Annotated in this window: 20 protein-coding genes; 11 read left to right on the plus strand and 9 right to left on the minus strand. The window is 43.1% G+C overall.

The window, feature by feature from the left end:
- Window positions 1–340: 340 nt before the first annotated feature.
- From pnp to HMPREF9184_RS02660, 8 genes are all read left to right on the plus strand, one after another.
- Entirely contained in the window at window positions 341–2,554 is a 2,214-nt protein-coding gene (pnp, locus tag HMPREF9184_RS02625) for a polyribonucleotide nucleotidyltransferase (protein ID WP_000166404.1), read from the plus strand.
- 15 nt (window positions 2,555–2,569) lie between these two features.
- Window positions 2,570–3,187, plus strand: a complete 618-nt coding sequence (gene cysE / locus HMPREF9184_RS02630) for a serine O-acetyltransferase (protein WP_000539962.1) — start codon at window positions 2,570–2,572, stop codon at window positions 3,185–3,187.
- 173 nt (window positions 3,188–3,360) lie between these two features.
- Complete coding sequence (locus HMPREF9184_RS02635) at window positions 3,361–4,128, plus strand: nucleoside phosphorylase (protein ID WP_000923410.1); 768 nt, start codon at window positions 3,361–3,363, stop codon at window positions 4,126–4,128.
- A gap of 26 nt (window positions 4,129–4,154) precedes the next feature.
- Window positions 4,155–4,676 (plus strand): dihydrofolate reductase family protein, encoded by a 522-nt coding sequence (locus HMPREF9184_RS02640; protein WP_000301976.1) that lies wholly within the window; start codon window positions 4,155–4,157, stop codon window positions 4,674–4,676.
- A gap of 17 nt (window positions 4,677–4,693) precedes the next feature.
- Entirely contained in the window at window positions 4,694–6,037 is a 1,344-nt protein-coding gene (cysS, locus tag HMPREF9184_RS02645) for a cysteine--tRNA ligase (RefSeq protein WP_000591139.1), read from the plus strand.
- Window positions 6,030–6,416, plus strand: a complete 387-nt coding sequence (locus HMPREF9184_RS02650; protein ID WP_000567912.1) for a Mini-ribonuclease 3 — start codon at window positions 6,030–6,032, stop codon at window positions 6,414–6,416. The genes cysS and HMPREF9184_RS02650 overlap by 8 nt, the downstream gene beginning before the upstream one ends.
- Before the next feature lie 3 nt (window positions 6,417–6,419).
- On the plus strand, window positions 6,420–7,289 hold the full coding sequence (locus HMPREF9184_RS02655) for a helix-turn-helix domain-containing protein (protein WP_000560737.1): 870 nt from the start codon (window positions 6,420–6,422) through the stop codon (window positions 7,287–7,289).
- Between the two features lie 113 nt (window positions 7,290–7,402).
- A complete protein-coding gene (locus HMPREF9184_RS02660; protein WP_000229941.1) occupies window positions 7,403–8,533 on the plus strand; it encodes an ABC transporter ATP-binding protein in 1,131 nt (376 codons plus the stop codon).
- Between the two features lie 95 nt (window positions 8,534–8,628).
- On the opposite strand, the gene HMPREF9184_RS02665 is transcribed toward HMPREF9184_RS02660, so the two are convergent.
- Window positions 8,629–11,022 carry a bifunctional 2',3'-cyclic-nucleotide 2'-phosphodiesterase/3'-nucleotidase gene (locus HMPREF9184_RS02665; protein ID WP_000094068.1) on the minus strand — a complete coding sequence of 798 codons (2,394 nt, stop codon included), beginning with the start codon at window positions 11,020–11,022 and terminating at the stop codon, window positions 8,629–8,631.
- Window positions 11,023–11,304: 282 nt separating this feature from the next.
- Between HMPREF9184_RS02665 and HMPREF9184_RS02670 the strand changes: the two genes are divergently transcribed.
- Together HMPREF9184_RS02670 and dtd are read left to right on the plus strand one after the other, a co-directional pair.
- Window positions 11,305–13,521, plus strand: a complete 2,217-nt coding sequence (locus HMPREF9184_RS02670; protein WP_001123770.1) for a RelA/SpoT family protein — start codon at window positions 11,305–11,307, stop codon at window positions 13,519–13,521.
- A gap of 29 nt (window positions 13,522–13,550) precedes the next feature.
- Window positions 13,551–13,994, plus strand: coding sequence for a D-aminoacyl-tRNA deacylase (gene dtd / locus HMPREF9184_RS02675; RefSeq protein ID WP_000691411.1), 444 nt, complete (start codon window positions 13,551–13,553; stop codon window positions 13,992–13,994).
- Between the two features lie 31 nt (window positions 13,995–14,025).
- Here the strand turns inward: dtd and HMPREF9184_RS09900 are convergent, their stop codons facing one another.
- The 6 genes from HMPREF9184_RS09900 to HMPREF9184_RS02705 all read right to left on the minus strand — a co-directional run bounded on the left by HMPREF9184_RS09900 (window position 14,026) and on the right by HMPREF9184_RS02705 (window position 18,420).
- Window positions 14,026–14,439, minus strand: a complete 414-nt coding sequence (locus tag HMPREF9184_RS09900) for a hypothetical protein (protein ID WP_033585910.1) — start codon at window positions 14,437–14,439, stop codon at window positions 14,026–14,028.
- Window positions 14,440–14,545: 106 nt separating this feature from the next.
- Window positions 14,546–15,196, minus strand: a complete 651-nt coding sequence (locus tag HMPREF9184_RS02685) for a metal-dependent transcriptional regulator (RefSeq protein ID WP_000188533.1) — start codon at window positions 15,194–15,196, stop codon at window positions 14,546–14,548.
- Between the two features lie 83 nt (window positions 15,197–15,279).
- A complete protein-coding gene (gene tpx, locus HMPREF9184_RS02690; protein WP_000206537.1) occupies window positions 15,280–15,774 on the minus strand; it encodes a thiol peroxidase in 495 nt (164 codons plus the stop codon).
- Between the two features lie 121 nt (window positions 15,775–15,895).
- The gene (locus HMPREF9184_RS02695; protein WP_000733081.1) at window positions 15,896–16,825 is read right to left on the minus strand and encodes a metal ABC transporter substrate-binding protein; all 930 of its coding nucleotides are present in this window, start codon (window positions 16,823–16,825) and stop codon (window positions 15,896–15,898) included.
- 27 nt (window positions 16,826–16,852) lie between these two features.
- Entirely contained in the window at window positions 16,853–17,701 is an 849-nt protein-coding gene (locus tag HMPREF9184_RS02700) for a metal ABC transporter permease (protein WP_000559799.1), read from the minus strand.
- The gene (locus HMPREF9184_RS02705) at window positions 17,698–18,420 is read right to left on the minus strand and encodes a metal ABC transporter ATP-binding protein (RefSeq protein ID WP_000618097.1); all 723 of its coding nucleotides are present in this window, start codon (window positions 18,418–18,420) and stop codon (window positions 17,698–17,700) included. Before HMPREF9184_RS02705 ends, HMPREF9184_RS02700 begins: the two co-directional genes overlap by 4 nt.
- Before the next feature lie 179 nt (window positions 18,421–18,599).
- Between HMPREF9184_RS02705 and HMPREF9184_RS02710 the strand changes: the two genes are divergently transcribed.
- Window positions 18,600–20,492 (plus strand): M13 family metallopeptidase, encoded by a 1,893-nt coding sequence (locus tag HMPREF9184_RS02710; RefSeq protein ID WP_000199245.1) that lies wholly within the window; start codon window positions 18,600–18,602, stop codon window positions 20,490–20,492.
- Window positions 20,493–20,531: 39 nt separating this feature from the next.
- On the opposite strand, the gene HMPREF9184_RS02715 is transcribed toward HMPREF9184_RS02710, so the two are convergent.
- Together HMPREF9184_RS02715 and HMPREF9184_RS02720 are read right to left on the minus strand one after the other, a co-directional pair.
- A complete protein-coding gene (locus HMPREF9184_RS02715; protein ID WP_000690876.1) occupies window positions 20,532–21,161 on the minus strand; it encodes an MBL fold metallo-hydrolase in 630 nt (209 codons plus the stop codon).
- A 101-nt stretch (window positions 21,162–21,262) separates the two neighbouring features.
- Window positions 21,263–22,456: a ferredoxin reductase family protein gene (locus tag HMPREF9184_RS02720; protein WP_000838553.1), complete on the minus strand. Its 1,194-nt coding sequence runs from the start codon at window positions 22,454–22,456 to the stop codon at window positions 21,263–21,265.
- Window positions 22,457–22,480 lie beyond the last annotated feature (24 nt).

Consider the following 22,480-nt stretch of genomic DNA (forward strand, 5'->3'; position numbering starts at 1 on the left):
AAAGATGAGGGTATAAAAAGATTTTTAGCAATTTAAATCTAACAAAAATAGACAGATTCTAGAGAATATTATTCTTAGATATTTCAAAGTATCTAGATAGTTGAACACGGGCTAAATCCCTAGTGAAAAAGATAGATTTCCTGGTGTGTATCGCACACTGCGTCAATCTATGCTATCATGAGTAATTGAACTCGGCCGAAAAGCTGTGTAAAAAAGATAAACTGTCTTGTCTTCATCGAAGACTTCGCCAGTTTCCTATTTTTACTTTGCTTTTTGCGACCTTAGTATCTTGATCTTTGTAGGCAAGGCGTATAATTTCATCAATCCAAAGGGGATTAAAATGACAAAACAAGTGTTTCAAACGACTTTTGCGGGTCGTGAGTTAATCGTAGAGACTGGTCAGGTTGCTAAGCAAGCAAATGGCGCTGTTGTTGTGCGTTACGGTGAGTCAACTGTCTTGACTGCGGCCGTTATGTCTAAGAAAATGGCAACTGGGGATTTCTTCCCACTTCAAGTCAACTACGAAGAAAAAATGTATGCGGCTGGGAAGTTTCCTGGTGGCTTTATGAAACGTGAAGGACGTCCTTCAACAGATGCGACTTTGACAGCGCGTTTGATTGACCGTCCAATCCGTCCGATGTTTGCGGAAGGTTTCCGTAACGAAGTGCAAGTGATCAACACTGTGCTTTCTTATGATGAAAATGCATCTGCACCAATGGCAGCCATGTTCGGTTCATCTTTGGCATTGTCTATCTCAGATATTCCATTTGACGGACCAATCGCTGGGGTACAAGTGGGGTATGTGGATGGTGAAATTATCATCAACCCTAGTCAAGAACAAGCAGAGCGCTCGCTTCTCGAATTGACAGTAGCTGGTACCAAGTACGCTATCAACATGGTTGAGTCTGGTGCCAAAGAATTGTCTGAAGAAATCATGTTGGAAGCCCTTCTTAAAGGGCATGAAGCAGTCAAAGAATTGATTGCTTTCCAAGAAGAAATCGTTGCGGCAGTTGGTAAGGAAAAAGCAGAAGTGGAATTGCTTCACGTGGATGCTGAATTACAGGCTGAAATCATCGCAACCTACAACAGTGACCTCCAAAAAGCGGTTCAAGTAGAAGAAAAATTGGCTCGTGAAGCTGCAACTCAAACAGTCAAAGACCAAGTCACTACTGTTTACCAAGAAAAATATGCAGACCACGAAGGATTTGACCGTATCATGCGTGATGTGGCTGAAATTTTGGAACAAATGGAACACGCTGAAGTACGCCGTTTGATTACAGAAGACAAGGTTCGTCCTGATGGTCGTAAAGTCGATGAAATCCGTCCTTTGGATGCGCAGGTTGACTATCTTCCTCGTGTACATGGTTCTGGTCTCTTCACTCGTGGCCAAACTCAGGCTCTTTCTGTCTTGACCTTAGCGCCAATGGGTGAAACTCAAATCATCGATGGTTTGAATCCAGAGTACAAGAAACGCTTTATGCACCACTATAACTTCCCACAATACTCTGTAGGGGAAACTGGCCGTTACGGTGCGCCAGGTCGTCGTGAAATTGGACACGGTGCTCTCGGTGAGCGTGCTCTTGCTCAAGTCTTGCCAAGTTTGGAAGAATTCCCATACGCTATCCGCTTGGTAGCTGAGGTCTTGGAATCAAATGGTTCTTCTTCTCAAGCTTCTATCTGTGCAGGAACGCTTGCCCTTATGGCTGGTGGTGTGCCAATCAAGGCGCCAGTAGCAGGAATTGCCATGGGTCTCATCTCAGATGGAAATAACTACACAGTCTTGACCGATATCCAAGGTTTGGAAGATCACTTTGGAGATATGGACTTTAAGGTTGCAGGTACTCGTGACGGGATTACAGCCCTTCAAATGGATATCAAAATTCAAGGGATTACTGCAGAAATTTTGACCGAAGCCCTTGCCCAAGCCAAGAAAGCACGTTTTGAAATCCTTGATGTGATCGAAGCAACGATTCCAGAAGTTCGTCCAGAATTGGCTCCAACTGCTCCGAAAATTGATACCATCAAGATTGATGTAGACAAGATCAAGATTGTCATCGGTAAGGGTGGAGAAACCATCGACAAGATTATCGCTGAAACAGGTGTTAAGATTGACATCGACGAAGAAGGAAATGTGTCTATCTACTCGAGCGACCAAGATGCTATTAACCGTACCAAAGAAATCATTGCTAGTTTGGTTCGTGAAGCCAAAGTGGATGAAGTTTACCATGCTAAAGTTGTTCGTATCGAGAAATTTGGCGCCTTTGTCAACCTCTTTGATAAGACAGATGCACTTGTGCACATTTCGGAAATGGCTTGGACTCGCACCAACCGTGTCGAGGACTTGGTAGCTATCGGTGATGAAGTCGATGTTAAGGTTATCAAGATTGATGAAAAAGGCCGTATCGATGCCTCTATGAAGGCACTTCTTCCTCGTCCGCCAAAACCTGAGCATGATGAAAAAGGCGAAAAGTCTGAGCGACCTCACCGTCCACGTCATCACAAGGACCACAAACCTAAGAAAGAATTCACAGATACGCCAAAAGATTCAGAATAAGAAAAGGAGAAATGTATGGGATGGTGGCGCGAAACCATTGATATTGTAAAAGAAAATGATCCAGCGGCACGCAACAGTTTGGAAGTTTTGCTGACTTATCCAGGTGTCAAGGCCTTGGCTGCCCACCGTCTCTCGCATTTTCTCTGGAAGCATGGCTTTAAACTCCTGGCTCGTATGCACAGTCAGTTTTGGCGCTTTTGGACTCAAATCGAGATTCATCCAGGTGCCCAGATTGATTCAGGTGTCTTTATCGACCACGGTTCAGGCTTGGTGATTGGAGAGACGGCGATTGTTGAAAAAGGCGTTCTGCTCTATCATGGAGTGACTCTCGGTGGGACTGGTAAGGATGTTGGCAAACGACATCCGACGGTTCGTAAAGGAGCTCTCATATCGGCCCATGCCCAAGTTATCGGACCAGTGGAAATCGGTGAAAATGCCAAGGTCGGTGCTGCAGCAGTTGTCGTGGCAGACGTACCTAGTGATGTGACTGTCGTCGGAATTCCTGCTAAAATTGTCCGAGTTCATGGGCAGAAGGATGAGCCGACTATCCACGAGGTGGAAGAACAGCGAGAATATTATCTGGACAAGCTGGAGCATGCCCGCGAAGCCAGTCACCATTCGTCAGAGCTCTAAGAAAGACTTGTTTTGAACAGTAACAAGACATATTAGGAGGTCTTGTCAAGGAGTGTTTTAGCAAATTGTAACCCAATAGGCTCACTATAAGTGAAGCTGGAACGATGAGACCAAGCTGTGTCGCATAGAAAAGATGGAGGTGGATTTGCTGAAGCCTTGAAGAAAGAGAACTTATGCTATTAGAAGAATTTGAAGATGTGGCTGGGGTTATTGAACCAACAGATAGGCAGATTATGGACAAGGGTGAGGTTTGTGAAACTATCATCCTGTCCTTTAACGGAGAAATTCTGCAACGTTTGATTGAGTCAGAAAAAGTCTATCAAGGAGGCTATTTAAAAAATCTTAACGGTCAATTCCCTTGGTATGTATATAATTATGATGGAAATCAAGTTGCGGTCATGACAGCGCTTATTGGAGCTCCATCAGTGATTGGTCAGCTGGAAGAGTTGGTGGCCAGAGGCTTCAAGAATTTCATCATTCTAGGTTCCTGTGGCGTTTTGGATCGCTCAATTGAGGCGGATAAGATCATCTTGCCTGCGGCAGCTTTGCGAGATGAAGGGACTAGCTATCACTATGCCCCACCGGGTGATGAAGTCGCCTATGACGAGTCTCTGCTAATCGAGCTGGAAGCTATCTTTGACAAGCACGATATCGAGCATATCCGCACCAAGTCTTGGACGACTGATGCTTTTTATCGGGAAACGCCTGATAAGGTCAAGCGTCGCTTGGCTGCTGGAGCCAAAGTGGTGGATATGGAAGCTTCAGCTATCATGGCTTGGAGTCAATTTCGACAAGCCAAGGTTTATCAGTTTTTCTACACGGCTGATTATGTTGACCATCACAATCATGAGTGGGATGCAAGACATGAAGAGCGGACAGCTGATGCTATGACTTTTTTCAATATCGCTTTGATGATAGCAAAGGAACTAGAAAGGAACTGAGCAGAACTAGAAAGGAAACTACAAGAATGGCAGTATATTTTTACGGCTGTATCACCATGGATGGCTACTTGGCAGACAGCCAGCACAGGATAGACTGGCTGCATCAGCTTGGTTCTGTAGAGGATACAGGCTATGATGACTTTTACAGGCAAATGGATATCACCATCATGGGCAAGCGAACCTTTGAGGAAATCCAAGATTTGCAAGATGTAGAAAGTTTTTATCAAGCTACGGAAAACTATGTCTTTACGCATGATAGGCACCTGCCTGTCAGCAATTACCAGCCAGTAGCTGGGGATGTGGTGGACTTTGTTCACCAGATTGACAAAGGCAAAAATGTCTTTGTGATTGGTGGTAATTCCTTGGTAGGACCGCTCTTGGATGAGGATCTTTTCGACCACCTCATTATTCAGATAGCGCCCCTTATCCTAGGAAAGGGGGTTCCCCTCTTTACCCAAGAGGAAGGGCAGCGCTTTTACCAACTGGATAGCCTCAGACAATTTGGCCCTTTTGCAGAGCTGGTTTTCAGCCGAAAAAGTCAGAAATAGAGAAGGGAGTAGACCGCATGATTAAAATTTACGACACCATGACCCGCAGCCTACGGGAATTTGTGCCCATTGAAGAGGGCAAGGTTCGTATGTATGTCTGTGGGCCAACCGTCTACAACTATATCCACGTTGGGAATGCTCGTTCAACGGTAGCCTTTGATACCATTCGTCGCTACTTTGAATACCGTGGTTATGAGGTTGCCTATATTTCCAATTTTACAGATGTAGATGATAAGATTATCCATCGCGCCAAGGAAGAAGGCATCACGCCTCAAGAGGTTGCGGACAAGTACATCGCTGCCTTTCGTGAGGATGTGACAGCTTTAGGCGTGAAACCTGCGACTCGCCATCCACGTGTAGTAGAGTTTATGGATGACATCATTCGTTTTGTCGCTGGCTTGATTGAAAAAGGTTATGCTTACGAGAGTCAAGGAGATGTATACTTCCGCGTGGAAAAATCTCACAACTATGCTAAGTTGGCCAATAAAACCTTGGAAGATTTGGAGCTAGGTGCTTCAGGTCGTACCGATGAAGAAACAGCTCGTAAGGAAAATCCTGTGGACTTTGCTCTATGGAAAACAGCTAAATCAGATGAGATTTCTTGGGATAGTCCTTGGGGACCTGGTCGTCCGGGTTGGCATATCGAGTGTTCGGTCATGTCGACAGAGATTTTGGGCGATACCATTGATATCCACGGTGGGGGAGCCGATCTGGAGTTTCCGCATCACACCAATGAAATTGCCCAGTCTGAAGCCAAAACAGGCAAGACTTTCGCCAACTACTGGATGCACAATGGCTTTGTCAATATCGACAATGTCAAGATGTCTAAATCCTTGGGGAATTTCATCACAGTCCATGATGCCCTTAAGACAATTGATGGTCAAGTGTTGCGTTTCTTCTTTGCGACTCAGCATTACCGTAAGCCTATCAACTTTACAGAAAAGGCTGTTCGCGATGCAGAGACTAATCTCAAATATCTGAAGAACACTTACGAGCAATCATTTACAGGAAACGTGGATGCCCAAGACTTGGAAGCTTTTAAAGATAAGTTTGTTGCAGCTATGGATGAAGATTTTAACTCTGCCAACGGTATCACAGTAGTCTTTGAAATGGCAAAGTGGATCAACTCTGGCAACTATGATGCAAGTGTTAAGAAAGCTCTTGCGGATATGTTGGAAGTCTTTGGAATTGTCTTTGTCGAGGAAGTTTTGGATGTTGAGATCGAAGCCTTGATCCAAAAACGCCAAGAAGCGCGTGCCAATCGTGACTTTGCGACAGCGGACCAAATCCGTGACCAATTGGCTGCTCAAGGAATTAAGCTCCTTGACACCAAGGATGGAGTGAGGTGGACTCGTGATTGATGTCAATCTCATTAACGGGATTGCGCTAGCTTTTGAGGGAGATGCAGTTTACTCCATGTATATCCGTCGCCATCTTATCCTCAAAGGCATGACCAAGCCCAATAAACTCCACCAAGAGGCGACCAAGTATGTCTCAGCCAAGGCTCAGGCTCGCTTGATTGCCCTCATGTTGGAGGAGCAAGTCCTGACGGAAAAAGAAGAAGAAATCTACAAACGTGGTCGCAATACCAATAGCCACACAAAGGCTAAAAATGCTGATGTGGTGACCTATCGCATGTCTACAGGTTTTGAAGCAGTGATGGGCTATCTCCATCTGACTGAAAATGTGGAGCGTCTAGAGACCCTAATTTCTTGGTGCATCCAAAAAGTGGAGGGCTAGGATATGATTGCAAAGGAATTACAAGACTGGTTTCCTGAGGCTCAGATTTCAGATCAGCCGATTGAGAAACCAGGATATCTTACTCTTCCTCTATCTTCTCAACAGTGGATTTTACTGGAGGAAGCTGGGCTCAGCGAGCGTGAAAAGCAGCTGGTTGCCCTTTTGACCCAGCAAGAGCAGGCTCGTTCGCTCAATCCTTGGTATCCCTATCTGATTGAGGGGAAGGGGCAGGCGCCTCAAACTTTTAAAAAGATTCAGTTGGTTTATTGCCATCTTTCCTATTTCCAACAGGAAAATCTATCCTCTTGGCTAGACATGATGCGGACTCTTTTTCCCAACTGCCAAACAGTGCTACAGGTCGGTGCTCAGGATTATGTATTTGTGCTTCAACAAGATAAGTACAGCTCTGTTCGCTCGATTTTATCTGATACGATTGAAGCGGTTGAGTATGACTTTGGTCTTCGTCTGTCTATCATGTTGGGGCAGGTCTGGTCACAGACTGGGTATCAGCCCCTGTCAGATTTAATCCAAGCAGAGCGGGACTTGTTTAAGACTTGGTGGCGTCAAGGGCATCAAGGTGTTCATACCTTTTCACAACTCTATCTCTGGAGTATGGGAGAAAGACTTGTGGACCTGAAGGTAATCAAAGAATACCTTCACCAGATGATTTTAGAACAAGACCAGATACAGGAAATCATTCTTTCTCTCTGGGAAAACAGTGCTGTCTTAACGAAAACAGCCCAGCAACTCTACCTGCATCGCAATTCTCTTCAATACAAGATTGACAAATGGGAAGAATTGACAGGACTGCAGTTAAAAGAATTGACAGATTTGACCTTATGTTATCAGTTGATTTTACCAGATATTCTCTAAAGTTTTGTGCAAGTTGCACAGAACTTTTTTATTTTTTTGGTCACCTTGCCATAGAAATGTAAAGCGTTTTCATTTATAATAAAACTATCAAAAATAAAAGGAGTTCACCTTCCATGGTAGAATTAAATCTTAAAAACATTTACAAAAAATATCCAAACAGCGAACACTACTCAGTTGAAGACTTCAACTTGGACATCAAAGACAAAGAATTTATCGTTTTCGTAGGTCCTTCAGGATGTGGTAAATCAACAACTCTTCGTATGATCGCTGGTCTTGAAGACATTACAGAAGGTACTGCATCTATCGATGGCGTGGTTGTCAACGACGTAGCTCCAAAAGACCGTGACATCGCCATGGTATTCCAAAACTACGCTCTTTACCCACACATGACTGTTTATGACAACATGGCTTTCGGTTTGAAATTGCGTAAGTACAGCAAAGAAGACATCGACAAACGTGTTCAAGAAGCAGCTGCAATCCTTGGTTTGAAAGAGTTCTTGGATCGTAAACCTGCTGACCTTTCTGGTGGTCAACGTCAACGTGTTGCCATGGGTCGTGCAATTGTCCGTGATGCAAAAGTGTTCTTGATGGACGAACCTTTGTCAAACTTGGATGCCAAACTTCGTGTATCAATGCGTGCTGAAATTGCGAAGATTCACCGTCGTATCGGTGCTACAACTATCTACGTAACGCACGACCAAACAGAAGCGATGACACTTGCAGACCGTATCGTTATCATGTCAGCAACTAAGAACCCTGCTGGTACAGGTACTATCGGACGTGTAGAACAAATCGGTACTCCTCAAGAAGTTTACAAAAATCCAGTTAACAAGTTCGTTGCAGGATTCATCGGAAGCCCAGCTATGAACTTCATCAATGTGAAATTGGTTGGTGGTGAAATTGTTTCTGACGGATTCCGCTTGAAAGTTCCAGAAGGAGCATTGAAAGTTCTTCGTGAAAAAGGCTACGAAGGTAAAGAATTAATCTTCGGTATCCGTCCAGAAGACGTGAATGCAGAACCTGCTTTCCTTGAAACTTTCCCAGAATCAGTGGTTAAAGCAACAATCTCTGTATCAGAATTACTTGGTTCAGAATCTCACCTTTACTGCCAAGTTGGTAAAGACGAATTTGTTGCCAAAGTGGATGCTCGTGACTACTTGCAAACAGGTGCAACAGTTGAACTTGGATTTGACTTGAACAAAGCACACTTCTTTGATGTAGAAACTGAAAAAACAGTTTACTAAGATAAATGAAATGTAAAAACACTGCTAGAGAAATCTGGCAGTGTTTTTGGTGATTAAAAAGAAGCAGGACGAGTCTCGTCTTGCTTCTTTTGTTGTTATTCTTCCTTTTTCTTGAGAGAAAGGCCAAACACGGCTAGAATGATACCTAGGAAGGTTAGGATAGAAGTTTTCTCACCTGTATTTGGTAAGGTAGTAGCTACTGGATTATTGGTGCTTGGTAAAATGATAGTTTGGCCACCGTTTGAAAGAGTGATCGCATCGCCCTGATTTTGTTTCTGAACATCTTGGACTTCGTGGTGATTTGTTTCTGCAGATTCAGCCTTAGGCTCTACATAGAGAAGGCGGTATTCGCCGAATCCTTCTTGGTTGGAGCTTGCTAGATATTGAATGTCACCGTCTGTACCGACCAAGTCTTTGGCCTTATCAGCCGTCAAGAAACGAACATCCAGACCTTTTATGCTATTTGTGAAGTGCCAGTTTTTATCTGCACTTGGGTTGATATTTTTTACATCAAGGATATAGTTGATGATGACCTGGCGATTTTCAAGTCCGAGTAGACGATTGAGGCTAGCATCACGAACACCAGGGAATTTACCATTTGCGCGATAGTTGTTGGTTACCACGATGAATTCTTGATCTGGAGCCACATCTTTTCCTTGGTATTTAAGATTGCGGACACGACTAGCATCTGGGTGGATCAATTTGCCTTCGCGGTCGTATTTATTTGGTTGGGTGACATCGTACTCATAGGTTATACCATCAATCACATCAAAGTTATAAGTGCGGTAGCTTGGATTGATTAGCTGTTGCGCTTCTTTTTTAGTTGGATCGATGGTGTTGAACTGACCAGCAGACATTTCCAACCATTCTTTGAGTTGAGCTCCTGTGACTTTTAGGATTGCTGTAACATTGTCGTAGAGGTAGAGATCCGCTACGTTTTTGATGGCGATTGGGCCAGCAGGAATATCTGTATAGGCAGTAGCATCTCCACGAGTTCCCGCCTTAAATGGTGCAGCAGCCGAGAGAATAGGAAGGTTTCCTTCAGGAGTCCCTGCCAGTTCTTTCTTAGCATACCAGATTTGCGCGTTATTGACGATTTGGACAGATGGATCATCCTTAACAAGGGCAAAATAACTTGTGATTGGTGCAGTTGTTGTTCCGACTTGTTGGCGAACATATTGGATGGTTCCTTCATGGGCTGTTTTGGCAATTTCTTTGATTCGTTCATCAGCGTCTTTGGACTTAGTATGAATCTTGCGGATAGAGCCTTTGCTGTTGGCAACAGTCCATTTTCCATTTTTGTAGACAAGGTTGAGGTCGATAATGCCGAGGTGATCACCGTATTTTCCAGCCATGGTTACAGGGGTACCGTTGATTTTACCATTTACGCCATCAACACCAGCATATTTTTCATAAAAACCTGTACCATTTCCACTTGGAAATTCAGCGTGCGAATGCCCTGTTACGACTGCATCAACACCAGGTAGGCTTGCAATTTGATAGCCTTCGTTTTCTTCCCCTTTTTCGTACTTATCATCTCCGATACCTGAGTGTGAAAGTACGAGAGTGATATCTGCACCTGCTTTACGCATTTCAGGGATGATCTTTTGGATAGCTTCTACAGAGTCGTTGACCTGAATCTTTCCTTCGAGGTTGGCCTTATCCCAGCTGAGAATTTGAGGAGGAACAATTCCAGTAACTCCAATTTTGACGGTCGTTTTGCGACCATTTTTATCAACAAAGGTTTTGTTGATGATTTTATAGGGGTCATAGACGTAAGCACCAGTTTTAGGATCAACAACATTGGCATTGACAATCGGCATTCCAGCTGTATCAATAACACGTTTGAGATAGTCTAAGCCGTAGTTAAACTCATGATTTCCAAGTGTTCCAGCTTCAAAACCAAGCTTTTGAAGTGCTGCATACATAGGGTGCTGTTCCCCTTCTTTGACAGGGTTAACGATGGCCTTGTAAGTTCCAAGTGGCGTTCCTTGGATTGTATCTCCATTATCTACGAGAAGTGTATTGCTATTTTCTTTTTTAGCTTCCTCGATGAGAACAGCTGTCTTTGCTAGCCCAACATTCTCAGCGGGTTTGTCTTGGTAATAATCATAGTTGACTAGATTTGTGTGGAGGTCGGTTGTTGCAAGGATGCGGACATCAACTTCCTGTCCTTCTGTTGGTTGAAGGGCCTTGTCGTCCGCAAGGCTTCCCTCTTTAGAAGAGGTTGTTTCTGTAGAAGGCTTTGTATTAGTGCTTGTTACTGGTGTAGCATTTTCATCTTGCTTAGTAGGAGCGTCTGTTTTTTCAGATGCTGTTCCCTTTTCATTTCCAGTAGGTGCAACGGATTTCTCTGATTGATTTGCTACTGGTGTAGATGTTGTGCTAGCATCTGGATTTGTAACTTTTTCATCTGCTTGTGCAGTAGAAGCCGCAAATACAGCTGCAGTCAGACCTAAAAGGGCTGCTTGTTTACGAAATGATGACATAAAAATCTCCTCAAAAATAGTTTCACTCTATTATACAGGATGGTAGGTAATCAATCAAGTCAATTACGAATGTTTTTATAAAATTAATAAAAAATGATAGGAAATAGAGAGTTTGTTTATAAAATTCACTGATTAATTATAGAAATAATAAAATCGCTTTTAATTTATTGATTTTCTTGAGATCATCGTAAGAGATGGAGCAAATTATAGGATTGTAGAGCTTTTCTAGTTTTCATATCCTTAAAAAAGTGATAAAATGGTAGGAAGAATTGGAGAGAATAGATGCCGAAAGAAGTGAATTTGACGGGCGATGAGGTTGTCGCTTTAACGCAAAAATATTTATCGAAAGAAGATGTTGCTTTTGTACATAAAGCCTTGGTTTACGCAGTTGAATGCCATAGTGGTCAGTATCGTAAATCTGGCGAGCCCTATATTATTCATCCCATTCAGGTGGCAGGGATTTTAGCCAAACTCAAGCTAGATGCCGTGACAGTTGCCTGTGGTTTTTTGCATGACGTAGTTGAGGATACGGATGCGACCTTGGATGATTTAGAGCAAGAGTTTGGTCATGACGTTCGCATCATTGTTGATGGGGTGACCAAGCTTGGTAAGGTAGAGTACAAATCGATCGAGGAGCAATTAGCGGAAAATCACCGTAAGATGCTCATGGCCATGTCTGAAGATATTCGCGTTATCTTGGTTAAACTATCTGACCGCTTGCATAACATGAGAACACTTAACCACCTGCGAAAAGACAAGCAGGAACGCATTTCCAGAGAAACCATGGAAATCTATGCGCCACTTGCTCATCGTCTGGGGATTTCTAGCGTCAAGTGGGAGTTGGAAGACCTATCCTTCCGTTACCTCAATCCGACCGAGTTTTACAAGATCACTCACATGATGAAGGAAAAACGCAGAGAGCGTGAGGCTTTGGTCGATGAAGTCGTGACAAAGTTGGAGGAGTACACTTCCGAACGCAATCTAAAAGGGAAAATCTATGGCCGTCCCAAGCATATCTACTCTATCTATCGCAAGATGCAGGATAAAAAGAAACGCTTTGAGGAGATTTATGACCTGATTGCTATTCGCTGTATCTTAGATACCCAGAGTGATGTCTATGCCATGTTGGGTTATGTGCATGAACTTTGGAAACCCATGCCAGGCCGCTTCAAAGACTATATCGCCAATCGTAAGGCCAATGGTTACCAGTCTATCCATACGACTGTCTATGGGCCAAAAGGGCCGATTGAATTCCAGATTCGTACCAAGGAAATGCACGAAGTTGCTGAGTACGGGGTTGCGGCTCACTGGGCTTATAAGAAAGGAATCAAGGGTCAGGTCAACAGCAAAGAATCAGCTATCGGGATGAACTGGATCAAGGAAATGATTGAGTTGCAAGACCAGGCTGATGATGCCAAGGAATTTGTCGAGTCTGTTAAGGAAGAGTATCTGGCGGAGGAGATTTACGTCTTTACTCCAGATGGTGCAGTTCGTTCCCTTCCAAAAGATTCAGGCCCGATTGACTTTGCCTATGAAATCCATACCAAAGTCGGTGAAAAAGCAACTGGTGCTAAGGTCAATGGTCGTATGGTTCCTTTGACAACCAAGCTCAAAACTGGGGATCAGGTCGAAATTGTCACCAACCCCAACTCATTTGGCCCGAGTCGTGACTGGCTCAACATGGTCAAGACCAGCAAGGCGCGCAATAAGATCCGTCAGTTCTTTAAAAATCAAGACAAGGAATTATCCGTCAACAAGGGCCGTGAAATGTTGATGGCCCAATTCCAAGAAAACGGCTATGTGGCCAATAAGTTTATGGACAAGCGTCATATGGACGAGGTCCTTCAAAAGACCAGCTACAAAACAGAGGAAGCCCTCTATGCAGCCATTGGTTTTGGAGAAATTGGCGCTATTACGGTCTTTAACCGTCTGACTGAAAAGGAACGCCGTGAGGAAGAGCGTGCCAAGGCTAGGGCTGAAGCAGAAGAGCTTGTCAAAGGTGGCGAGGTTAAGGTTGAGAATAAGGAGAAGCTCAAGGTTAAGCATGAGGGCGGTGTCATTATTGAGGGAGCCTCAGGTCTCTTGGTTCGGATTGCTAAGTGTTGCAATCCCGTTCCGGGTGATGATATTGTCGGCTACATTACCAAGGGCCGTGGTGTGGCCATTCACCGTGTGGACTGTATGAATCTCCGTGCCCAAGAAAACTATGAGCAACGTCTCCTTGATGTGGAGTGGGAAGATCAATTCTCAAGCAAGGAATACACTGCCCACATCGATATCTATGGTCTCAACCGTACAGGGCTTTTGAACGATGTTCTGCAAGTTCTCTCAAACACGACCAAGAATATATCAACCGTTAATGCTCAGCCAACTAAGGATATGAAATTTGCTAATATCCATGTCTCCTTTGGTATTTCCAACCTCTCTACACTGACTACAGTCGTGGACAAGATTAAGAGTGTACCAGAGGTCTACTCTGTCAAACGGACCAACGGCTAATTCTCCCTTCAGTTACTAGAAAGGCTATTATGAAAATCATCATTCAACGAGTCAAGAAAGCTCAAGTCAGTATCGAAGGTCAGGTTCATGGCAAAATCAATCAGGGGCTTTTATTGCTGGTCGGTGTTGGGCCAGAGGACCAAGAGGAAGATTTGGACTATGCTGTCCGAAAGCTTGTCAATATGCGAATTTTTTCAGATGCAGAAGGCAAGATGAATCTATCTGTCAAGGATATTGAGGGGGAAATCCTTTCGATTTCTCAGTTTACTCTCTTTGCAGATACTAAGAAGGGCAATCGTCCAGCTTTTATAGGTGCAGCCAAGCCGGATATAGCATCAGACTTCTATGACGCTTTCAATCAAAAATTAGCTCAAGAAGTGCCAGTTCAGACAGGTATCTTTGGAGCGGATATGCAGGTGGAGCTGGTCAATGACGGGCCTGTCACCATTATCCTTGATACTAAAAATAGATAAGAAAACCAAGCCCAGCTGACTTGGTTTTTGTTTATAGACACTTCCAGAAAGAAATGTGTTTATCGTAAAAGTCTGAGTAGTTTTCTCTTAGGTGGCTAGCCGTCATATAATAAAAAGTAGAATGGCAAGAAGTGACGATTGGCATAAGAGAGGAAAATCGCTGATAACTAGTGGAGGCTAAAAGGACAAATAATAGAAAATCAATGGTGAGAACCCCAAAATAGTAGAAGCGAATCTTTTTGTTAATCTGAGGATAAATCTCAGCGAAGTGATGTTTGAGTCGTAAGACCAAGCGAGACAACAGTAGTCCTTGAGCAAGGAGGAAAATGAAGCCAGAGAGTAGGAGCCAGTCCCAAGATGTCTTGGATCTAGTGGTAAAAAATGCAAATAGCAGCAAATCGGAGACTGCAATGGCTGCGAAGTGTATTCTAAAGAGCTTTTTCATAAGATGACCTCCCTCTTTTATCTAACTTCATTCTACACCAAACGAATGGGTGTTACAACTAAAACGATAAAAAATCCCTGAAAGGAATTTCTTTCAGGAATAAGGGTTAGTTGATTTTTTCGACATAGAGTTGTTTTGCGATATCGATGCTAACTTGGAGATCTTCACCTTTGTTGACCATTGTAAAGCTATTGGAAAAATTATCAAATTGCTTGACTTGGAGTTGGTCGCCGATATGAATTGCGTGCTTTTCTAGATATTTGAGTAGTTCAAAGCTATCATGAACGCGAGTCAGAAGATAGGTTCCAGCTTCCTGGACGGCTGCTAGTGGCAGGTTATTGATTTCAACCAAAAGTTCTCCCTCGGCAGGTATGGTTCCACCGTGGGGACAGGTTTGAGGGAAGCCAAGCAGTTTATCCAGTCTCTTTACAAATAGGTCAGAGACAGTGTGCTCTAAGACCTCAGCTTCTTCGTGGATCTGATCGCTAGTATAGTCTAGATGGTGAACTAGAAAGACTTCAATCAAACGGTGTTTGCGATAAAGCTCAGAGACCAGTTTGAGACCAATATCTGTCAATAGATAGCCATTCTCCTTGTCCTTGAGGATGAGATTTTCACTTTTCATGCGTTTGATCATCTCTGTTACAGCAGGTGGAGAGACCTGCATACGGGCAGCAATTTCTTTGTTGGTGATTTTTTGCATGTCCGTACCGATTTCATAAATACATTTTAAATAATCTTCTTTATTTGGAGTCATTCGTTCCCTCTTGTTCATTCTCTCCATCTAGTATACCAAAAAAAGCTAGATTTCTCTAGCCTTCTGCCGTAATGGCTTTGATTTTAGTCCAGTTCTTTCACTGCAGCAATAGCAGCTTCAAAGTCTGGTTCCGTGTTGATGTTGTCAACGTATTCTACATAACGGATGATATTATCAGTGTCGAGAACAAAGACAGCACGTGCAAGGAGATGCCATTCGTTGATCAAGAGGGCATAATCACGTCCGAAAGAATGGTCAAAGTAGTCTGAAAGCATGATGGCATTGTCAAGGCCTTCAGCCCCGCACCAGCGTCCTTGGGCAAATGGTAGGTCCATAGAAACAGTAAGAACGACGGTGTTGTCAAGGTTGGCAAGTTCCTGGTTGAAGCGACGTGTTTGCGTTGAACAGATACCAGTATCGATAGATGGGACAACACTCAAGACTTTTTTCTTTCCATCAAAGTCAGCTAGCGTTTTTTTAGAGAGATCGGTTGTAGTGAGAGAAAAGTCAAGTGCCTTGTCTCCGACTTGCAGTTGTTTACCTGTAAAGGTTACAGGATTTCCGAGAAAAGTGGTCATGAAACTACTCCATTCTTTTTTCTTTTATTTTACCGAGAATTATCAGATTTTTCCAATGATTTGACCGGAAAGTGAAAACAAAAAAACGCCTGTTCATGTGAGAACGACGTTTTTTAATGAATTATTTTGACAAACCTTCAGCAATCTTGTCAAGGTTGTATTTCATCATGCTGTAGTAGCTGTCGCCTTCTTTACCTTCTTCAGCAATTGAGTCAGTAAAGATTTGTGCGTAGATTGGGATGTTTGTGTCTTGTGAAACAGTCTTCATTGGACGGTCATCGACACTTGATTCAACAAAGAGTGATGGAACTTTTGTTTGGCGAAGTTTTTCAACCAAGGTCTTGATTTGTTCAGGAGTACCTTCTTCTTCCGTGTTGATTTCCCAGATGTAGGCACTTGGGACACCGTAGGCTTTAGAGAAGTATTTGAAGCATCCTTCGCTGGTTACGATGAGTTTCTTCTCAGCAGGGATATTGTTAAATTTCTCTTTGGCTTCCTTGTCCAGTTTGTCTAGTTTTTCAGTGTAGTCTTTGAGATTTTTTTCATAGAATTCCTTGTTGCTAGGATCCTTAGCGATCAGCTGTTTAGCGATATTTTTAGCATAAATCATCCCATTTTCAAGGTTGAGCCAAGCGTGTGGGTCTTCCTTGCCTTTCTCGTTTTGGCCCTCAAGGTAGATGATATCTACACCGTCACTAACTGCAAAGTAGTCCTTGTTCTCAGTTTTCTTGGCATTTTCGACCAATTTGGTAAACCAAGCATTGCCACCAGTTTCAAGATTGATACCGTTATAGAAAATCAAATCAGCTTGAGAGGTTTTCTTAACGTCTTCAGGAAGTGGTTCGTATTCGTGCGGGTCTTGACCAACAGGAACGATACTGTGAAGATCGATCTTGTCACCAGCGATATTTTTGGTAATATCAGCGATGATTGAGTTTGTAGCAACAACTTTTAGTTTTTGACCAGAAGTTGCATCTTTTTTTCCGCTAGCACATGCTACAAGTGCAATGACGGAAAGAAAGAGTACAAGCAATGTACCTAATTTTTTCATTAGATTCCTCCAGAAAGGGTTTCCCCGTTATTTAATGATTTTTTTGTTTTTCAGTTTCAAGTATCGTTGCTTAGGAGAGATAAAGAAACTGATTAGAAAGAAGCTGGCGGATGTGAGCACGATGCTGGATCCTGCTGCGAGATTGAAGCTATAGCCGATAAAGAGTCCCAAGACAGAAGCGGTTGCCCCTAGGGTTGATGAAAGGAAAATCATGCTCTTTAGGCTATTAGCATAAAGGTAAGCCGTCGCAGCTGGGGTGATCAACATGGCCACGATAAGAATAGTTCCAACACTTTGCATGGCGGTGACGGATACAAGGGTCAGGAGCACCATGAGCAGATAGTGGTAGAAATTAACGGGCATTCCCATGGCTTTAGCCAGGAGCTCGTCAAAGGATGTAATCAATAGTTGTTTAAAGAAAATCCCAATAATCAAGAGAATCAATGCCCCCACACCAATGGTAATCCACATGTCCGTATCTTGGACAGCGAGGATATTCCCAAAAAGGATATGGAAGAGGTCTGTCGAACTCTTGGCAACACTAATCAAGATGACACCTAAGGCTAAGAAAGATGAAAAGGTAATACCAATGGCGGTGTCACTCTTGATGATAGAGTTACCCTTGATGTAGGTAATGATGATGGAAGCCATCAAACCAAAGATGATTGCTCCAATAAAGAAATCAATTCCCAGGATAAAGGAAAGGGCTACGCCAGGCAAAACTGCGTGAGAGATGGCATCTCCCATGAGAGACATTCCACGCAGGATGATAAAACATCCCACAGCTCCAGCAACGACTCCAATAACAATAGCTGTGATCAAGGCGTTTTGTAGGAAATGGAAATTTTGCAATCCATTGATAAATTCTGCTATCATAAGTCACCTCCATTGAAAAAGAGTTTGCTACCGTAGGCCTTTTTGAGATTGGCTTCGGTAAAGGTTTCTTCAGTCGGACCAAGGTCAATTAATTCTCGATTGAGAAGTAAAACTTGGTCGAAATAATGGGGGACTTTGCTGAGGTCATGATGGACGATGAGAACTGTTTTACCAGCTTTTTTAAGGTCTCTCAGCGTATTCATGATAATCTCTTCACTAACCGAGTCAATCCCGACAAATGGCTCATCTAGAAAGATGTAGTCAGCTTTCTGCACTAAGCAACGGGCAATCAACACACGTTGAAATTGTCCTCCTGAGAGCTGGCTGATTTGGCGATCAGCATAGTCTGGGAGCCCAACGATTTCAAGTGCATCAGCCACCTTTTTCCAGTGGCTGGCTTTTAAGGTGTGAAAGAGCGGTATGGATGGATAGAGTCCTAGAGAGACACATTCCTTGACCTTGATAGGGAAATTGTAGTCGATATGGATTTTTTGCTCGACATAGGCAACTCGATTTAAAGATTTCTTGACTTCTTTGTCGTCGAGAAAGGCCTGACCTTCGTGTGGGATAATTCCCAACATACCTTTTAATAAAGTTGATTTTCCAGCACCATTTGGACCAATAATTCCGGTAATAGTTGGTCCGTGGAGCACTAGTGAAATATCCTTTAGTGCCAACGTTTCTTTGTAGGAGACACTGAGGTGTTCAATACGTATCATAACAAATTCCTCCCTCCCGTATTTAATATACATTAAAAAAAAAATTAAGTCAAGTTAATTTTTAAAAAATTTAATAAAATAACAATAAAATGAAAGATACAAGAAATTTATTTTTGATTGCATTCCCTAGATTTTTTTGCTAAGCTAGGAATAAGTGAAAATATGAAAGCGAGAACAAGATGACACGTTATCAAGACGATTTTTATGATGCAATCAATGGCGAATGGGAAAAAACAGCTGTCATTCCAGCTGACAAATCTCGAACAGGTGGTTTTATTGACCTTGATGAGGAAATTGAAGAGTTGATGCTAGCAACTACGAACAAGTGGTTGGCAGGTGAGGATGTTCCAGAGGATGCTATCCTCGCCAACTTTGTTAAGTACCATCGCATGGTACGTGATTTTGACAAAAGAGAAGCAGATGGGATCAAGCCTGTCCTTTCTCTACTCAAGGAATACCAAGATTTGGAGAGTTTTGCAGATTTTACCAGCAAACTAGCAGCGTTTGAACTAGCTGGTAAACCAAACTTCTTGCCATTTGGTGTTTCACCAGACTTTATGGATGCCAGAACCAATGTTCTCTGGGCAAGTGCACCAGGCACTATCCTACCAGATACGACTTACTATGCTGAAGACCATCCTCAACGTGAGGAGTTGCTAGGTTTGTGGAAGGAAAGTACCACAAATCTTCTCAAAGCCTATGATTTTTCAGAAGAAGAAATCGCAGACTTATTAGAGAAACGATTGGAATTGGACCGTCGCATTGCAGCTGTGGTGCTTTCTAACGAAGAAAGTTCAGAATATGCCAAACTCTACCATCCATACGCTTATGAAGATTTCAAGAAATTTGCTCCTGCCCTACCTTTGGATGATTTCTTCCAAGCAGTTCTTGGACAAACTCCAGATAAGGTTATCGTAGACGAGGAACGTTTCTGGCAAGCAGCAGAGCAATTCTATAGTGAAGAAGCGTGGCCTTTACTTAAGGCGACTTTGGTTTTGGGCGTGGTGAATCTCTCAACCAGCTATCTCACAGACGAGATTCGTGTCTTGTCAGGTGCCTATGGACGTGCCCTTTCAGGTGTTCCAGAAGCTCAGGACAAGGTCAAGGCAGCTTATCACTTGGCCCAAGGACCTTTCAAGCAGGCTCTGGGTCTCTGGTACGCGCATGAAAAATTCTCCCCAGAAGCTAAGGCAGACGTAGAGAAAAAAGTGGCGACTATGATTGATGTGTATAAGGAACGCTTGGCTAAGAATGACTGGCTCACACCTGAAACTCGTGAAAAGGCCATTGTCAAACTCAATGTCATCAAGCCTTATATCGGTTATCCAGAGGAATTACCAGCCCGCTACAAGGATAAAGTAGTGGATGAAACCGTCAGCCTATTTGAGAATGCCTTAGCCTTTGCACGTGTGGAAATCAAGCATAGCTGGAGCAAGTGGAACCAACCAGTGGACTACAAGGAGTGGGGGATGCCAGCACATATGGTCAATGCCTACTACAATCCTCAGAAGAACTTGATTGTCTTCCCAGCAGCTATATTACAGGCGCCTTTCTATGACTTGCATCAGTCATCTTCTGCTAACTACGGTGGTATTGGTGCTGTTATTGCCCACGAGATTTCTCATGCCTTTGACACAAATGGCGCTTCCTTTGATGAAAATGGTAGTCTCAAGGATTGGTGGACAGAGAGTGACTATGCCGCCTTTAAAGAAAAAACGCAAAAAGTTATCGACCAATTTGATGGCCAAGAATCTTACGGCGCAAGGATTAACGGAAAACTAACCGTATCAGAAAACGTTGCGGACCTAGGAGGGATTGCTGCAGCCCTTGAAGCTGCCAAGAGAGAACCAGACTTCTCTGCTGAAGAATTCTTCCACAACTTTGCTCGTATCTGGCGCATGAAAGGTCGTCCGGAGTTGATGAAACTCATGGCTAGTGTCGATGTCCACGCGCCAGCTAAACTCCGTGTCAACATCCAAGTACCCAACTTCGATGACTTCTTTACAACTTATGATGTAAAAGAAGGCGACGGTATGTGGCGCGCACCAGAGGATCGTGTGATTATTTGGTAAGACTAAAACCAAGGATAGCATCCTTGGTTTTTTTGCTTGCTAGAAAAAGGGATTAAAAGTCTTTTCGTGAGCGATAGTCGTAGCTGGACCATGGCCGGGGTAGACGTCGTAGTTAGGAAGAGTGAAGAGTTGAGTCTGAATGCTATGGAGGAGTTGTTCCATGCTACCAGTAGGGAGGTCGGTCCGTCCGATGGTTTCGCGGAAAAGAGCATCTCCCGTCAAGACTAGATGGGCATCAGGAAAGACTAGGGAAACACCACCGATAGAGTGGCCTGGGGTTGGTAGGGCAGTAAAACGGAATTCTTCAAGCTGGTATTCTTGATGAAAAACAAAGGTGTGTTCAGCTGGTTTGCAGACGACATTAGCCATATCATCATGACGAGGTAGGCCAGAGAGATTGTCTACGGGAGTATAGAGCCAGCTAGCCTCACTTTCTGCTACATAAACTGGTGGCGCTCCAAAAGTATCTCTGACCAAGTCAAGACTCATAATATGGTCGTAGTGGGTGTGGGTCAGGAGAATCGCACAGACGGGTTTGTTGATTTTCTCGATAGTTTTGCGAATAGCTTCCCAATGGCTACCAGGATCGACCACAATCAGGTGTTGGTATCCTTCTAGATAATAAGTATTTTCATAAGCAACAGGATTCACGGTTTTATGGATTTTCATACTGGCTCCAATCTCAAAGAATGTACTAAACTAAGTATAGCATAGAAGAGTGAAATAAAGTAAAAAGAAAGTCCCTCTTTTGTGTTAGAGGAACAACGGTCTTATTTAAACTTGAAACCTTCGTAAATGAGTTTTGCTTTGGGATTCTTTTTCTTGATTTGCTTAGCAAGGACTTTCATCATAGGAAGAGGTCCACACATATAGACCGTAGTCTGGTCAGGGATTTCTTCTTGCTCCAAAGTCAGGTATCCATTTTCATTACTATCGACCAGCTGTAGGTCAAAGTTAGCATTTTGACGGGCATAATCACGAAGTAGATCTAGGTAGACAGCATTTTCCTTTCCACGGAAACTATAGTAGAAACGAACGTTCTTGTCTAGGATAGGATGCTCTCGGATATAAGAGATGAAAGGTGTCATTCCAATACCACCTGCGATCCAGATTTGTTGCTTTGAACCGTGTGCCATAGTCATATGCCCATAAGCTCGATCGACAGCAACCTTGCTACCAACTTGAAGTTTGTCATAGATATTCTTGGTGTGGTCACCAGAATTTTTAATTGTAAAATAAAGAGTTCGTCCTCTCCCTCCAGAGATGGAGAAAGGGTGTGGAGCAGTCTCAAAACCTTTCTGGAAAATTTTTAGAAAAGCAAATTGTCCATATTCGTAGGTGAAAGGATGACTGAGTTCTATTTCAATTTCAGTTGTATCGTGGTTGAGGTGTTTGATTCCTACGATTTTTCCAAGATAGGTGAAACCGACCTTTTGATAAAGGAAAATAATATAAAAACCAGCAAGCAAGCCTAAAATAGCATAGATTCCAAAAATAAGACCTAGGAAACTAAAGGAGAGGAGACGATTTCCCATGATCATCAAAACATGAAAGAGTCCAAAGATATAGGCTAGATAAACCAATCGATGAATCCATCTCCAAGCTTCATACTGGATGTATTGTCCCAGATAGGCAACCAGAACAATGCTGATAAAGATATAGATAGCGATATTTCCAAACTGGGCGGCTAAATGCGAACCCCAGAGACCTCCCATGCTAAAGTTGTGTAGGGTTAGTAGGAGAATAGATAGGAAAGCGGTGAATTTATGAGCTAGATACATCTTTTCAAGTCCGTTAAACCAAGTCTCAAGCAGGGGTAAACGGCTAGCTAATATAAAAGTAAGTGAGAGGGTAGTGAGAGCTAAACCAGGGATTAGAAACTGACTAGCACCTGAACTGAGCCAAGCTAGAATAGTCAGAAGCATACTAAGTCCAATAAATAAAATACCTTTTAATGATTTCATAGATTATCCTATGTTAAATGTAAT

The organism is Streptococcus sp. oral taxon 058 str. F0407, from assembly GCF_000235485.1.
Taxonomy (GTDB): domain Bacteria; phylum Bacillota; class Bacilli; order Lactobacillales; family Streptococcaceae; genus Streptococcus.